Annotated in this window: 18 protein-coding genes; 8 read left to right on the top strand and 10 right to left on the bottom strand. The window is 72.3% G+C overall.

Translation table 11 applies throughout. From position 1 onward, the window contains the following. Positions 1–200: 200 nt before the first annotated feature. Complete coding sequence (locus HAV39_RS06035; RefSeq protein WP_191838183.1) at positions 201–776, top strand: DUF3159 domain-containing protein; 576 nt, start codon at positions 201–203, stop codon at positions 774–776. Between the two features lie 6 nt (positions 777–782). Here the strand turns inward: HAV39_RS06035 and HAV39_RS06030 are convergent, their stop codons facing one another. Next, on the bottom strand, positions 783–1,229 hold the full coding sequence (locus HAV39_RS06030) for a YybH family protein (RefSeq protein WP_191838182.1): 447 nt from the start codon (positions 1,227–1,229) through the stop codon (positions 783–785). Between the two features lie 99 nt (positions 1,230–1,328). Between HAV39_RS06030 and HAV39_RS06025 the strand changes: the two genes are divergently transcribed. Continuing rightward, complete coding sequence (locus HAV39_RS06025; RefSeq protein ID WP_191838181.1) at positions 1,329–2,165, top strand: alpha/beta fold hydrolase; 837 nt, start codon at positions 1,329–1,331, stop codon at positions 2,163–2,165. Here the strand turns inward: HAV39_RS06025 and HAV39_RS06020 are convergent. Beyond that, positions 2,142–2,522: a TfoX/Sxy family protein gene (locus tag HAV39_RS06020; protein ID WP_191838180.1), complete on the bottom strand. Its 381-nt coding sequence runs from the start codon at positions 2,520–2,522 to the stop codon at positions 2,142–2,144. The two genes, HAV39_RS06025 and HAV39_RS06020, sit on opposite strands and share 24 nt — an antisense overlap. Positions 2,523–2,690: 168 nt before the next feature. On the opposite strand from HAV39_RS06020, the gene HAV39_RS06015 reads away from it, so the two are divergent. Continuing rightward, on the top strand, positions 2,691–3,779 hold the full coding sequence (locus tag HAV39_RS06015; protein WP_191838179.1) for a phosphotransferase family protein: 1,089 nt from the start codon (positions 2,691–2,693) through the stop codon (positions 3,777–3,779). Between the two features lies 1 nt (position 3,780). Beyond that, positions 3,781–4,203, top strand: a complete 423-nt coding sequence (locus HAV39_RS06010; RefSeq protein WP_239120480.1) for a GNAT family N-acetyltransferase — start codon at positions 3,781–3,783, stop codon at positions 4,201–4,203. Between the two features lie 15 nt (positions 4,204–4,218). On the opposite strand, the gene HAV39_RS06005 is transcribed toward HAV39_RS06010, so the two are convergent. The 4 genes from HAV39_RS06005 to HAV39_RS05990 are packed head-to-tail and all read right to left on the bottom strand — an operon-like array spanning position 4,219 to position 7,110. Beyond that, positions 4,219–4,788, bottom strand: coding sequence for a DUF1349 domain-containing protein (locus tag HAV39_RS06005; RefSeq protein ID WP_191838178.1), 570 nt, complete (start codon positions 4,786–4,788; stop codon positions 4,219–4,221). Positions 4,789–4,843: 55 nt separating this feature from the next. Next, positions 4,844–6,349, bottom strand: a complete 1,506-nt coding sequence (locus HAV39_RS06000) for an FGGY-family carbohydrate kinase (protein ID WP_239120481.1) — start codon at positions 6,347–6,349, stop codon at positions 4,844–4,846. A 12-nt stretch (positions 6,350–6,361) separates the two neighbouring features. Next, entirely contained in the window at positions 6,362–6,559 is a 198-nt protein-coding gene (locus HAV39_RS05995) for a hypothetical protein (RefSeq protein WP_191838177.1), read from the bottom strand. Further along, positions 6,556–7,110 carry a mycothiol transferase gene (locus HAV39_RS05990; RefSeq protein WP_191838176.1) on the bottom strand — a complete coding sequence of 185 codons (555 nt, stop codon included), beginning with the start codon at positions 7,108–7,110 and terminating at the stop codon, positions 6,556–6,558. Before HAV39_RS05990 ends, HAV39_RS05995 begins: the two co-directional genes overlap by 4 nt. Positions 7,111–7,199: 89 nt before the next feature. On the opposite strand from HAV39_RS05990, the gene HAV39_RS05985 reads away from it, so the two are divergent. Beyond that, positions 7,200–8,159, top strand: coding sequence for a helix-turn-helix transcriptional regulator (locus HAV39_RS05985; RefSeq protein ID WP_239120482.1), 960 nt, complete (start codon positions 7,200–7,202; stop codon positions 8,157–8,159). Here HAV39_RS05985 and HAV39_RS05980 read toward each other — a convergent pair. From HAV39_RS05980 to HAV39_RS05970, 3 genes are all read right to left on the bottom strand, one after another. Continuing rightward, the gene (locus HAV39_RS05980; RefSeq protein WP_191838174.1) at positions 8,156–9,076 is read right to left on the bottom strand and encodes an NAD-dependent epimerase/dehydratase family protein; all 921 of its coding nucleotides are present in this window, start codon (positions 9,074–9,076) and stop codon (positions 8,156–8,158) included. The two genes, HAV39_RS05985 and HAV39_RS05980, sit on opposite strands and share 4 nt — an antisense overlap. A 93-nt stretch (positions 9,077–9,169) precedes the next feature. Further along, on the bottom strand, positions 9,170–10,006 hold the full coding sequence (locus HAV39_RS05975) for a PHP domain-containing protein (protein ID WP_191838173.1): 837 nt from the start codon (positions 10,004–10,006) through the stop codon (positions 9,170–9,172). A gap of 99 nt (positions 10,007–10,105) precedes the next feature. Beyond that, positions 10,106–10,900: a hypothetical protein gene (locus HAV39_RS05970; RefSeq protein WP_239120483.1), complete on the bottom strand. Its 795-nt coding sequence runs from the start codon at positions 10,898–10,900 to the stop codon at positions 10,106–10,108. A 102-nt stretch (positions 10,901–11,002) separates the two neighbouring features. Between HAV39_RS05970 and HAV39_RS05965 the strand changes: the two genes are divergently transcribed. Next, positions 11,003–11,314: an STAS domain-containing protein gene (locus HAV39_RS05965; RefSeq protein ID WP_191838172.1), complete on the top strand. Its 312-nt coding sequence runs from the start codon at positions 11,003–11,005 to the stop codon at positions 11,312–11,314. 30 nt (positions 11,315–11,344) lie between these two features. Here the strand turns inward: HAV39_RS05965 and HAV39_RS05960 are convergent, their stop codons facing one another. After that, positions 11,345–11,725 (bottom strand): DUF2255 family protein, encoded by a 381-nt coding sequence (locus HAV39_RS05960; protein WP_191838171.1) that lies wholly within the window; start codon positions 11,723–11,725, stop codon positions 11,345–11,347. 248 nt (positions 11,726–11,973) lie between these two features. Between HAV39_RS05960 and HAV39_RS05955 the strand changes: the two genes are divergently transcribed. Both HAV39_RS05955 and HAV39_RS05950 read left to right on the top strand, forming a co-directional pair. Beyond that, on the top strand, positions 11,974–12,291 hold the full coding sequence (locus HAV39_RS05955) for a hypothetical protein (protein ID WP_191838170.1): 318 nt from the start codon (positions 11,974–11,976) through the stop codon (positions 12,289–12,291). Positions 12,292–12,687: 396 nt separating this feature from the next. Beyond that, a complete protein-coding gene (locus HAV39_RS05950; RefSeq protein ID WP_191838169.1) occupies positions 12,688–14,466 on the top strand; it encodes a glucuronyl esterase domain-containing protein in 1,779 nt (592 codons plus the stop codon). Positions 14,467–14,476: the final 10 nt, after the last annotated feature.

The following is a 14,476-nucleotide window of genomic DNA, read 5'->3' as shown; positions in this document are numbered from 1 at the left end:
GCGGATCACGCGCCGCGGGGCGGGGTGACGCGCGAGGTCCTCGCCCGGAGGGGACCCGGAACGTCGCTGCGACCCAGTCTCTGGAAAGCGCTTGCCATAAGGCAAGGGTTGACGGTTGCAGATTTGTTGCAGGCCGGTCGGGACCGCATGGAGATCCGGATTCGACCGCCGGTTCCGGGGGAGTGTGAGAAATTTGGACAATGGGGGCAAAGGCGTTCCTGGGCTTCGTGCCGTGGATCATCTTCTGGGTGGTGAGCGGCCCGAGCACCTGGGAGTACGCGGCCGGCGGTGCGCTGGTGGCCGCGTTGATCCTGCTCATCCCGTCACATGAGCGCGGCCGGATCAAGCTGCTGGAGATCGTCTCCGTGCTGTTCTTCGGCGCGCTGACCATCGCCGGGCTGGTGCTCGACCACAGCAGACTGGTGTGGCTGGAGGAGTACGCGCAGGCGATCTCCAGCGCCGTGCTCGCGGTCGTCGTGCTCGGCTCGCTGGCGTTCACGCCGTTCACCGAGCAGTACGCCCGCGAGCAGGTGCCGCAGCAGTTCTGGTCCACGCCGCAGTTCAAGCACGTCAACCGGATGCTGACCCTGGTCTGGGGCCTGACGTTCGCGGTCTGCGCGGTGCTGGGCATGTTCGCGCAGCCCGATCACGGCGGCTCCGCCTGGCTCAACTGGATCATTCCGATCGCGGTGCTGGTCGGCGCGTTCAAGTTCACCGCCTGGTATCCCGAGCGGGTGAAGGCCGACGCGCGCGCCACGGGCACGGCCACCGCCTGAGGGCGGTCACGCCCGGGTGGGCAGGGTGGAGTCGTCGCGGGCGTCCATGTACATGTCGGACGCGATCTTCCAGCCGTCCGGCTCGCGGACGAACGCCTTCAGTGAGAAGTTGCGCCGCACCGGCATCGCCGATCCGTCGGCGCGCTGCTGCCCCTCGCGTTCGAGATAGGTCTTCACCACCGCCACGTCCGCGCTCAGGAAGCGGATGTCGGCCCGCGGCGGCCCGAGCGGCCGGCCCGCGGCGAAGTGCCGGTCGGCGAACAGCTCGGTCAGGTATGCCGCGATCTGCGCGCCGCCCGTGCGGGTCGTGCCGAACGCGTTCGTCCAATCGGCGTCCGCGGTGTAGAGGTCGGCGACCCTGTCGGCGGACAGGCTGCCGAACGCGCGCCCCAGGCGCGCCAGCACCACGCCGATCGCGTCCTCGTCCTGCGGGCTGCCCGTGAAACCGGCCATGACCGCAGCGTACGACCGGGCATCGCAGCGGAACAGGGAAAACGCCCGCATGACCGGAGGACCAAATTATGATCAACGTGGGTATGCGGAGGGAGCGCCATGACCGCGACACAGCACCCGCCCCTGCGCCGGCGCGAGCAGGACGGCTGGGCGATCATCGAGAACGAGCCCGCCACGGTCCGGCACCGGGTGCTCCTGCTGCCCGGCCTGTTCTGCACCGCCGAGTTCTACACGGCCATGCTGGCAGATCCGGCGCTGGCCGAAGCCGGTGTGCTCGCCATGGCCGCCGACCCGCCCGGCTTCGCGGGCCGCCCCGTGCCGTCCGGGTTCGACTACACGGTCGAGCGGTACGCCGACCTGGTCGAGCAGTTCGCCGCCCGCGAGGCCGTCGACGTGATCGTGGGGCACTCGTACTTCGCCAACGTCGGCATCGAGATCGCCGCGCGTGGCGACTATCCGGGCCGCCTGCTGCTGCTGTCGCCGTCGTTCTCCCGCGACGACGAGGAGCACGATCTCATCGCCCTCGACGAGGCCGGGCACGTCCCGGTGCTCGGCACGCTGGTCTGGCTCGGCATCAACCCGACCCTGAAGAAGGGCATGCGCGACCGGCTGCCCTCGGACCGCTTCAACGAGCTGTTCGCGCAGATGAAACGCAATCCGCACGCCGCGAACCGGCACCTGGTCGCCGCGTTCTTCGACAACCTGCGACGGCACGGCGACCTGGCCACCCGCCTGGCCGGCACGGGCAACACGGTGTGGGTCGGCCGCGGCGACCGCGACGAGGTGGGCTTCACCGCGCAGGAGCAGGCCGCGATCGAAGGCTCCGCGCACGTGGCGCTCAAGACCATCCCCGGGGCGGCCCACTTCTCGATCACCGACACGCCGCAGGAGGTCAACCAGCTGATCCTGGAGCTACTGGCCTTCCGGCCCGCCTGACGCGAGCCGGACGGGCGCTGATCCCTGGTCGGTCTTCAGGGCGGCATGCTCCAGCGTCGCCCCGACCCAGAACCGTAACGACTCCTCGGTGTCCACCTCCGAACGCGACACGACCAGCCAGCCCTTGCTCATCCTGCGGCCGCGCATCTCGGCCCAGTGCGCGCCGGCGACGCCGAGCAGTTCGTCCACCCGGTGCGGATCGACCCGGACCATCAGGTCGCCGCCGGTGTCGGCCGCCACGGCCAACTGCTCGTTCACCATGAACGAGAGCCCGCCGAACATACTCACCTCGCGAACCTGGGCCTGCCCGTCAAGCATGCCGCGCAGGCGTTCTGCCAGTTCCCTGTCGTAAGCCACGTCGCTTCCCCCTCTCCTGCGCCTGGGACGAGCGTAGGCGCGGACGCGGCTGCTCTCGCGCGACCGGGGAAGGCAGCGGCCGGGAAACCGAGTCCGGCACCCTGTCCGAGCTGCTGTCCGACCCGATATTCCGCGGCTCGGGGCTCGCTGAGGGAGTAGCGTGGCGCGGTGGTCGACGATCTGGACGAAGTCCGCGCCCTGCTGCCCGGAGTGACCATCTCCCCGGTGGACGCCCTCGGCGGCAGCGACCGCTCGGCGGTGCGCCGGGCACGGATCACGCAGCCCGGCGAGGCGCCGACGACGGTGATCGTGAAGACGTTCGACCACCCGGAGAGCTGGGCCCGTGAATCCGCCGCGCTCGGCCTGCTGCCGGTCGGCACGCCCGCGCCGCGGCTGCTGGCCGCCGGGGCGTCGCCGCCGGTCGTGGTCATGTCCGATCTCGGCACCGGCACGAACGTGGCCGATGCCCTGCTCGGCACGGACCCGTCCGCCGCCGAAGCCGCCGTGTACGCGTGGACCGACGCCATCGCGGCCGTGCACCAGGCGACGCTGGGGCTGCGTGACGCGTTCCGCGCCGAGCTGGACGCGCGGGCGCAGCCAGGTTCGGCACCGCTGACCTCCGTCGCGGCGACCCTGGACCAGAACATCGCCGACCTGCGGCAGGCGTGCGGACCGCTCGGCGTCGCCGTGCCGGAGCCGCTCGCCGACGCGTTCCGGGCCCACGCCGCCCGCCTCGACGACGACGCCGCGTCGGCCCTGTCGCCGAGCGACGCGTGCCCGGACAACAACGTGTTCACCGGCGACGGCCTCGCGCTCATCGACTTCGAGCACGCCGAGTGGCGGCACGTCGCCTGGGACGTCGCGTACCTGCGGGTGCCGTGGCCGTCGTGCTGGTGCTCCTGGCGGCTGCCGGACGAGGTCGCCGACCGCGCGGTGGCCCGCTACCGGCAGGCGGCCGCCGCCGGCCTGCCATACGTGGCCACCCCGGAGTTCGAGCTCGACCTGGGCGCGGCCACGGACCTGTGGGCGGTGCTGTACTCGTCGTGGTTCCTGCCGCTGACGCTGTCCGGCGACCCGCTCGCGGCGAGCAGGAGGGACTCCCCACGCCGCCGTGCGCTGCTGCTGCATCGCCTCGAACTGGCAAAACGCACGTCGGCGGCTCCGGAGATCGCGGCGTTCGCCGGTGAGCTGCGCGCGGCCCTGGTCGCCCGATGGGGCGAGGTGCCGCTGGCGCCGGCCCGGGCCTTCCGATCCTGACGTGACCTGGGAAGATCACGCGGTGATCCAGATTCGGCAGTTCGGGTGGAGCGACTACGACGCCGTCGTGGCGGTGTGGGCGGCGGCGGGCCGCGAGGTCGTGCCGCGGGCCGAGCTGGCGGCGAAGCTGACCCGTGACCCTGAGCTGTTCCTGGTGGCGGAGGCGGACGCGGACGTGGCCGGGGTGGTGATGGGCACGTACGACGGGCGGCGGGGGTGGATCCTGCGGCTGGCCGTGCGGCCGGAGCACCGCCGCCGAGGCATAGCGGGTCAGCTGGTGGGCGAGTTGGAGCGACGCTTCCGGCTGCTGGGCTGCCCGCGGGTGAACCTGCTGGTCATGCCCGACAACGAGGCCGGACTGCGATTCTGGCAGGCGCTGGGCTACCTGCCCATGCCCGACGTGCTCTGCACCAAACCGCTGTAGCACGCCACCGGCCGCCTATTCGAGGTTCTCCCGCGAGATCGGCGGGCCGATCCGGAAGTCCCGGAACGTGGCCTCCAGCCCGGCGCGTTCCGGCGAGCAGCACATGACGCCGACGTCGACGGTCGGCGGCAGGTCGAGGTGTCCGAGCCGCAGCAGCTGCCACGGGCCGTCCGCGCTGCGGCAGTGCACGGTCACGGCGTCGTCGAACCGGGTGACCCGCATCGCGACCTCGCCCGGGTGTCCCGCCATCGACACCATCGACACGTCGGAGAACTCGCGCGTGTAGACCGTGCTGACGTGCAGCGTCCCCGACGTGACCTCCAGCCCGGTCTTCAGCCAGTTGCGCTCGTCGGCCCGGACCATCATGCCGGCCTGGTCGAACAGTGTCGTATGGGTGGCGGACACGACGACCTCGGCGGTGAAGTCCCCGGTCACGGGACGGTGGTAGAAGTGACCGTTGTCGGTGGTCCACCCGTAGAACGTCCTGCGCCAGAAGTCGGTCCGCAGATCGGTGACAGCGCGAAGGACACCGTCCTCCTGCGACCACTTACCCGGCTCGTTGAGCCACGACATCCCCGTCAGCACGGCGACGAGCGTATCCCCAGGGCGGAGGTTCGCGCACGCCCACGGACCGCTCGCATCAGGCAGAGCTGGTGGCGCGGTGCCGCTCACGGGCGGCGAGGGCGTGCACGACCGGCGCGGTCGCCGGATACAGGTCGAGGTACAGCGCGTACAGCTCGTCGTAGCCGGCGCGAGCCGACGCCGACGGGGTCCGCGTCTCGACGATCGGGTTCCACCGGTCGATGTCGGGGCTGCCGACCGCGCCCGCGGCCAGGAACGCCGCCCCGAACGCGGCCCCGATCGTCTGGGCGGGGATCGCCTGCGCCAGCCCGGTCACATCGGACACGATCTGCGTCCACAGGCTGCCCTGCGCGCCGCCGCCGACCGCGACGATCCGCGCGACGCGCCCGCCCGCCTGCTCGATCGCGGCCACGTTGTGCCGCACCCCGAACGCCGTCGCCTCCAGCGCCGCCCGGTAGAGGTCGCCGCGGGTGTGCGAGACGGTCAGCCCGGCGAGCACGCCGCGCGCGTCGGGGTCGGCGACCGGGGTCCGCTCCCCGGCGAAGTACGGCAGCATGAGCAGCCCGTGCGCCCCCGGCCCGGCCTGCTCGGCCAGCGTCAGCAGCTCCGGGTAGCCGGGGGAGCCGAACAGCTCCCGCAGCCAGCCGGTGATCGCGCCGGAGGTGGCCATGCCCCCGGCGAGGTTGCGGGTGCCGGGCAGCGCGCCGACCGTGCCCCACAGCGTCGGGGAGGTCAGCGGCTGGTCCACGGTGTTGATGAGGAACATCGTGGTGCCGTACATGAGCATCAGGTCGCCGACCCGGTGCGCGCCGACGCTGATCGCCTCCGACCAGGCGTCGATCGTGCCCGCGAGCACCGGGGTGCCCGGCGTGAGGCCGGTTTCGGCGGCGGCCGCGGCCGTCACCCCGCCGATGGTGTCGCCGGGCCAGACCAGCGGCGGCAGTTGCAGGCCCGTGGCGACCTCGCCCGCCCACGGGCCGTACCAGTCCTGGGTGCCCGCGTCGTACATCGGCGTGCACTGGCTGGCCGAGTGGTGGTCCAGGTAGTAGGCGCCGGTGAGGCGCCAGCCGAGCCACGTGCTGGGCTGGAAGAGACGCCACTCGCCCGCGACGGCCTGCGGCTCGTGCTCGGCCAGCCAGGCCAGCTTCGGCCCGGCCGCCTGCGTGCTCAGCGACGAGCCGCAGCGCTCGCGGATGGCGTCGGCCCCGCCGAGCCGCTCGGTCAGCCGCTCGATCTGCGCGGTGGCGCGGGTGTCGATGCCGTACAGCATCGCGGGTCGGCGGGGTTTGCCCGCGAGGTCGGTGACCAGCACGCACGGACCCATCCCGCTCACCCCGACCGCCTGGACCGGCCCGGCCTCGGGCGCGGCCAGCAGCTCGCGGATGATCCCGGCAGCCTCGTCCCACCACACACGGGCGTCCATCTCGACGTGACCGGGTGCGGGCCGCCGCGCGTCGTGCTCGCGGGTGGCGGTGGCGACGATCGTGCCGTCGAGCGTGACGAGCACGCCCTTGCTGCTCGACGTTCCGATGTCGACGCCGAGGACACAGGCTTGCCGCATCATGCCCGTATCCTGTCAGATGACGATCACCTCCGAGCTCTGCAACCGCAGGGTGCGTACGGTGCGTACGGTGCGGCCGAAGGCCGCCGCGAACTCGCCGCGCTCCAGAAGCAGCACGAGCGGAAGAGCGGGAAAGGTGACGACGGCGACGAGCCAGGTCCGGAGGGGAACTTCGTCGACCGAACTCATCCCGGTGTCGTACACCGTCGTCACTGCGGCGGGTCCTCCCCGGTGAGGCCGTCGACGGCCTCGCGCAGCAGGTCGGCGTGGCCCACGTGCCGGGCGTACTCGTCGTGCAGGTCCACCACGATGCGCCGCAGGTTCGGCGACGTGCCGTCGGCGGCGGCCGTGTACTTCGCGGGCTGGTCGAGCCCGCCGTCGGCGAGCGCCTTCGCCATCGCCGCCCGCGAGCGCTCGACGGCGCCCTGCCACAGCCCGTACAGCTCGGCGGGCGAATCATCGGCCGCGCTGCGCCAGACCCACTCCGGGTCGGCCGCCTCCGGGTTGTCCAGCGGCGGGCCGGGTGCCTCGCCCGTGAAGTCGATGGTGTACCGCTCCTCGACGGCGGCCATGTGTTTGAGCAGACCGGCGAGGGTCAGCGTGGACGGCGGCTGGGGCCGGTTCAGCCCGGCGGCGTCCAGCCCGCCGCACTTCCAGGCGAAGGTGGCGCGCGACCGGTCGAGGGCGAACATCAGCATCTCGACCTCGCCCGCGGTCATCGACGGTTCGTGGATCACGGTGTTCAGGACGATGTCGTCGGTCATGGGAGCAGGCTAAGTTCGGTTCCGGACGTTCTACGTCCGGAACCGCGCAGCGGCCGTGCCGGATGCGGCACGCGCAGGAAGGACACCCCGTGACAACCGACGTGAGCCCCACCGCGCGGGCCCTGATGGCGCTGGAGCTGCTGCAGGGCACCCCCGGCATCACCGCCGAGCGCATCGCCGAGAAGCTGGGCGTGTCCGAGCGGGCGGCCCGCCGCTACGTCGGCATCCTGCGCGAGGCAGGCATCCCGATCGAGTCGGTACGCGGCCCGTACGGCGGCTACCGGGTGGGCCGCGGCCTGCGGCTGCCGCCCCTGGTGTTCAGTGCTGCGGAGGCGCTGGGCCTGGTCATGGCGGTCCTCGACGGCCACCACGACGCCGGCGACCCGACCAGTCCCGTCGGCGGCGCCTTGGGCAAGATCGTACGGGCGCTGCCGGAGCAGGTCGCCGCGCAGGCCGAAGCCGTCCGCCGGGCCACCGCCCCCGTGCCCGACCGCGGGGCCGCCCGCCCCGACCCGCAGACCACCACCACTCTCGTGGGTGCCGGTGCGGACCGGCGGCGGGTGCGCCTGCGCTACCGCTCCGAGGCCGGTGTGGAACGGGACCTCGACGTCGATCCGTGGGCGGTCGTCGTGCGGCACAGCCGCTGGTATCTGCTGTGCTGGTCGCACACGTCCGACGGGCGGCGGGCATACCGGATCGACCGGGTCCGCGGCGTCGAAGTGCTCGACGACGGCTTCGTCCCCCCGGCTGACCTCGATCCGGTCGCCACGCTGGAGGAACATCTGGCGGTCGGCTGGGACTACGCCGTCGAGGTGATCATCGACGCGCCCGCAGCGGACGCGGCACGGCATGTGCCGCCGAATCTGGGACGTCTCGAGCCCGTCGACGCCGGCACCTGCCGCCTGGTCGGCACCACCAGCAACCCCTGGTGGTACGCCCAGCAGCTCACCGCCGTCCCCGTGGCGTTCCGGATCGTCGGCGGGCCCGAGATCCGCCACACTGCCCAGGTGCTCGGCCGACGGCTGCTCGCCGCCGCCGAGCCGGCCTAGGCGCCCGCCTTCTCGTCGAACGTCTCCCGCAGGGCCGCGTCCAGTGGGCGGCCGGACGGCGGGTCGACGAACAGCTTGGCGAGCAGCAGTCCGGCGAAGTGGGCCGGATTGATGCCGGACTCCTTGCGCCCGAGGGCCTGCAGCACACCCCCGGATCGCATCGCGGCCCGGACGACCCCGGCCGGCAGTCGACGGACCCGCCGAGGGCGGCCGACCGCGTCGGCGATGCGCGCGATCATGTCGTGCCAGGTCAGGTTCTCGTCGGCGACAGGGATGTCGCCGCCGTCGGCCCGCTCCAGCGCGCCGACCGCGACCTCGGCCACGTTACGCGCCGACGTCGCCGCGGTGCCGCCCACGGGCACGGCCAGCGGCGCGCGGGACCTGGCCCAGCCGTCCAGCGGACCGGCCCAGTTCGGCAGGCGGTCACCGGCCCGGCCGAAGACGAACGGCAGTTCGAGCACCGCGATCGGCAGGTCCGGTCCGGCCGCCGCGCGTGCCTCGCGTGCCTGCTCGACCCGGCACCGGATGTAGACGTGGCGCTGCGGCAGCCGCCACTCGGGGTGCAGCCGGTCGAAGTAGGTGTAGTACGAGCCCATGATCACCCCGCGGGTCAGGCCCTCCGCGCGGGCCGCGGTGAACAGGCGCACCACCGGCTCGACCATGTCCTCGCGGAACTCCGGGTGGATCGGCTTGCGCAGCGGCCGCTGCTCGTCCGAGCGGGCGGCGTACACCACCCCGTCGTGGCCCGCCAGCAGCGAGCGCAGCTCCTCGACGGACGCCGTGGCGAGATCGAGCACGTGGTCGACGCCCGGACGGGCCGACCGCGCCACCGTGGTCGCGGCATGGCCCCGCTCACCCAGCACGTCCACGACATGAGCGCCGATCAGGCCCGTACCACCCACCACGAGAATTCTCACGCTCGCATCGTCCACTCCGGACCAGCAGACCTGTCCACCGGGGTCACATGACGTTCCCGGTGAATCGACCGCCGCCGGTTCTGTCGAGCCGGTTCAGCGCGTCCAGAAGTCGTGGGGGTGGCGGCCCGGACGGAAGCCGTACGCCTCGACCATGGCCACCGCCGCGCCGAACCCGTGCCCCAGCCCGGCCGGGTGGTGGGCGTCGCTGCCGAAGGTGACCGCGAGCCCACCCTCCTCCCGCCACCAGCCGACGACCTCCGGGTGCAGCGGCACCTTGGTGTTGACCTCCAGCGCCCGGCCGCTGTCGGCCAGGGCCCGCAGCGCGTGCCGGAACTCGTCCTCGAAGGCGCACGGATCGAACGGACCGGCCTGCGCGGGCCAGTACCGAACCGCGTAGTCGATGTGGGCCAGCACCGAGAACACCTGGCTCTGCGCGGCCAGCGCCGCGATCTCGGCCAGGTACTGCCGCATGACGTCGGCCGCCTGCCGGCGCGGATACACGCCCGGCGGTTCGGCGAACCCGTCCTCCGTCGGCAGGCAGTGGACGGAGCCGAGCACCCGATCGAACGGCCCGGCGGCGAGCACCCGCGCCACGGCTTCGGCGTGCCAGTGCGGTTCCCCGACCTCCAGGCCGCTGAGGACCACGAGGCTCGGGAACCGCTCGCGGCACCGCGCCACGGCCGCCAGGTATCCCGGCACGTCGAACGCCGGGGGAGTGAGCAGCCCGTCGGGGTCGGCCATCTTCGCCAGATGCGCGCCGGGGTCGAGCCCGTCGAACTCGACGGTCCAGACCGTGTGGTCGAGATGCTCGGTGAAAGCGATCGCCGGCAGCCCCAGCTCCACCGCCCGGGCGCACGAGCCCTCCATGTCGCCGATCGCGGCATCCCACGACCACTGACTGTGCACATGGCTGTCCGCAGGCAACGTCACGATTCCCAGCGCTCCCCGGGCACGTCGGCTATCAAGCGTCCCGCCGATCCTATGCGGACCGCGCCCTCGCCCAGAGCCCCGTCGCGACCCGGACGGCCGTCAGGCCTCATCCAGGGCGGCGCAGTACGCGATCGTCGCGTCGTCGGCCGCTGTCGCGTGCCGTGCTTCGGCCTGCCGGACACGGTCGATGACCGCGGCGGGTCCGTCCGCGGCGAGCACGGCCAGGGCGCCCGGCCAGTCGGTCAGCCCGAACCGGTCCACGATCCGGCTGGCGCCGTTGCTGAGCAGGGCCGCGCCGGACAGGTCCGCGATCGCGCAGCTGCCGGTCTGCGCCTCGTCGGCCGCCTTCGGGTCGTCCTTGGCGACCCAGAAGCCACCGGGCCGGTTCCGGTGGGCGCGCAGCTCCCGCAGGATACGCCGGTACTCCTCGCTGCCCTCCGCCTTGCCCGCTAGCTCGGACTCGTAAGTCCGGGCGATCACCACCTCGCGGGGGTCGGTGACGACCAGTGGCGCGCCGGCGCAGCGGTCGAGCACGAGCACCGCGTCGCCGAGCACCAGGTGATCGAGCCGGTCACCGGACAGGCGCAGCACGGCCACGGCCGCCGACGGGCTGATCGGGTCGGCGACGTCGCAGGTGTCCCGGTGCTCGGCGGTCACCTGCTCGATGGCCGCGGCGAGCACCGCCGTCAGGCCGCGGTCCGGGTGGAGCGACAGGAGACCGAGCAGGCTGCCGCCCAGGCGTACGGCGTACCAGGCCACGCCGTGTCGGCACACCGCTGCCGAGCCCGGGATGCCCGCGCCGTCGACCAGCACCGCCGCGGTCGCCGTCGCCGCGGTGAAGTCCTCGTTCACGCGGCCGCGGCGTGCCGCGGCGCTGGCCATCGCCACTCGCATCGTCGCCGTCCCTCCCACCCGGTCAGGCGTCGCATTCTACGGTTTACCCGGGTGGCGGGTGGGTACGAGACACCTCGGCGTCAGCACGAGGAGGCTCTACCGATGCGGGTCACGCACGCGACGGTGGTCGAGGGCGACGTCTGCACCGTGCGGATTGCGGGAGACGTCGACATGTCCGAGATCGAGGGGGTCGAGGCCTGGTTGCGCGCGGCGGTCGACACCTCCGGCTGCGGCATGGTCGTCGTCGACCTGTCCGACACGCGGTTTCTCGACTCGATGGGCATCGCCGGGCTGGTGCGGGCACAGGACTACGCTCGCGCGCACGGCGTGCTGCTGCGGTGCGCCAACGTCCAGCCGTGGGTGCTACGCGTGTTCCAGGTCGCCGGGGTCGCCGACCACCTCGACATCGCCTGACGCGACCAGGTTCGCGGCAGGTCGGCCGGGTCAGCGAGGCACGATGCGGGTCGTCGTGGTCCGTGCGGGCGCGGCCGTCATCGGGTCGACGTACTGCGCGCCGAAGCGGGCGTACTTGCTGCGGTAGGCCTCGTCGATGCGGGTGTTGAGGTCCGGGTCGGGCGCGGCGACGAAGGCGACGTCCCGGTCGATGTCGGCGGCGTGGATGTGGCCCTCGTGCCGGGTCTTCGTCGCGCGGTACCAGCCGCCCTCGGGCCCTCGGTAGGACCTGATGTACAGGTCGTCGCCGGTGCGCACCACCCAGATCGTGGTCGGGGTGCGCAGCGAGCCGTCCCGTCGCCGGGCCGCGACGTCCAGCTCGTCGGCGGCGCCGATGCGGTCGAGTTCCTCGGGGGTCCAGGTGGTGGTCATCAGGCGTCCTCCTCGGTGGCCGGACGGCCGACCCGTCCCCGACCTCGACGCTAACGGGCCGCGCCGGGTCGGGAGCGGGTTCTGGCGGTTCCCGAAGGCCGGTTGGTGAACCGGTGGCCTGGCGGCGGCCACGCCGCGCAGGGCTGTACACATCGGCGGACGCCGCTGGCCGCAAGGGGTATTGCGTCACACAGGGCCGTCCAGGACCATCTGGGGATTGGACAGGCATCGCTCCGGGGGAGGCCCACGTGGACAGCAGTGTGCAACACCAGCCGAGAATCGCCTTCGATGCGGCAAGGATCCTGGTCGACGTGTCGGTTGCCGACGCCGGCCTGTTCGCGTGGTACTGCGATCAGGTCGCGGCCCTGCTCGGGCCGACCTACCGCCGGGACCTGCTGGCCACCCGCAAGGAGCTGGCGACCTCGCAGCGGATCGACGTGCGTGACGTCGAGGGCGGCAAGTGGCGGGTCCGGCTCGAAGACGTGCTGCGTACGCGACCTGAGGTCAGCGAAGGCCTCCACCAGCTGACGCTGGCGGCCCGGGTGCGGCTTCCGCGGATCGGCTGACCCCCTTCGCCGGTGACGGCCCCGCTGCCCGCTCAAGCGGCAGCGGGGCCGTCTGGCGTCGTGCGCCGGGTCACCTCCGGTCGATACTTTTCGGGCGATCCTCGAAACTTTCGACACCACTATTGCAGGTATTCGCCGGCCTTCTCCGCGATCTCTCAGGTTGACAAGAGAAACGTTTCCGGAATTTCCTTGAAACCTTCCCTTGAAAACACCGAAACGTTGTGGGAGCGTGTCCATCGACAAACGTGAGCGCGCTCACGGGCCGGCTCCGGTGCGAGGCGGCTCCGCTTCCCGCGGCGACCGCCCGTTCCTCGAGTGCTGCTGCCGCGCCCGCCTCGTGCCCAGGCCAACCCGTGTCGCCGATCGATTCCGCCCCATCGGCAAGGAGGAGCCCGCATGCGAACCGTCCCCAGGAGAAGATCGGCGATCGAGGTCGCCGCCGCCGTCGTCCACACCGGAAGGAGCGCCCTGGCGGCCGTCGGCGCAGGACGTTCGACGGTCCGTTCGACGATCGTCGCGCTGACCGTGACAGCGCTGGCGTTCGCCGGTGCGGTCGCGGTGATCACGACGACCGTGCCGGCCGAGGCGGCCGCGCTCGCCGCCGCCGTCGAGGACGAGGGCGCCGACTGCCCCGTCACGCTGCCGGGCTCGCTGACCGCCAACTCCCGGCTGCCTGATCCCTTCAAGAAGCTCGACGGCGCCCGCATCACCGCCAAGTCCGACTGGCGGTGCCGCCGGGAGGAGATCAAGAAGCTGGCGGAGCGGTACGTGTACGGCGAGAAGCCCGCCAAGCCCACCAGCGTCACCGGCACGGTGTCGAGCACCAACATCACGGTGAACGTGTCACACAACGGCAGGAGCTCCAGCTTCTCGGCCAGTGTGCAGCTGCCGAGCGGCTCGGGGCCCTTCCCGGCCGTCGTCGTGCTGGGCGGGTTCGGCGCGGACACCGCCGCCATCCGAGCGGCGGGCGCGGCGGTCATCAACTACGACCCGTACGCGGTCGGCAGGGAGGGCACGCCCCGCACCAACAAGCAGGGCGCGTTCTACACCATCTATGGCGCCACCAGCAGTACGGGCCTGCTGATGGCCTGGTCGTGGGGTGTCAGCCGGATCATCGACGTCATCGCGCAGTCGGGTGGCAGCGTCCTCAAGGCCGACGCGATGGGCGTCACGGGATGCTCGCGGTTCGGCAAGGGAGCGTTCGTCGTCGGCGCGTTCGACCAGCGCATCGCGCTGACCATGCCGATCGAGTCGGGCAGCGCGGGTGTGCCGATCTTCCGGGGCATCCCTGGCGAGGGCGCGCAGAGCCTGAGCAGCGCATACGGTGAGCAGCCGTGGCTGGGCGACGCGTTCGGCTCCTTCACCGGCAGCCCGAACACGCTGCCGGTCGACACGCACCAGATGGTGGCCATGGTCGCGCCGCGCGGGCTGTTCATCATGGACAACCCGCACATCGTCAACCTGGGGCCGAAGTCGGCCAGCGTGGCGGCGCTGGGCGGCGCGGAGGTCTACAAGGCGCTCGGCGCGGGGGAGAACATCACCTACTGGTCCGACATCCAGAACGGCAGCCACTGCGCCAACCGGCCGGAATGGTCGGCCCCGCTCCAGCAGAACATCCAGAAATACCTGCTGAAGACCGGCAACGCCGCCGGTGCGATGAGGATCTCCAGCCGGGCGGCCGGCAACCTGGCCGAGTGGCGCGACTGGCAGACCCCCACGCTGACCGACGGCCCCAGCACGCCGCCGTCGCCCAGCGCCCCGCCGTCGCCGAGCGCGTCACCGAGCACTCCGCCGTCACCGAGCGCGCCGCCCTCGCCCAGCACCCCGCCCTCGCCCAGCGTCTCGCCGCCCCCGACCGGAGCGGGTTGCTCGGCGACCGGGACCGTGCAGACCCAGTGGGCGACCGGCTACGTCATCCAGCCGGTGACCGTCACCAACAACGGGACGTCGACGATCAACGGCTGGACGCTGACGTTCACGCTGCCCGCCGGGCACGCCGTCACCGGGTCGTGGAACGCGACCGTGACGACCAGCGGCCAGACGGTGACGGCGCGGAATGTGAGCTTCAACGGCACGATCCCGCCCGGTGGCTCGGTGGCCAACTTCGGCTACCAGGTCAGCCGCCCCAACGGCAACACCCAGGTGCCGTCCGGATACACCTGCGTCGCGTCGTAACCCGCACGGC

The organism is Catellatospora chokoriensis, from assembly GCF_011297315.1.
GTDB lineage: Bacteria > Actinomycetota > Actinomycetes > Mycobacteriales > Micromonosporaceae > Catellatospora > Catellatospora citrea.
Note: the sequence above shows the minus strand (reverse complement) of the source record. Positions and strands in the feature narration are given on the sequence as shown.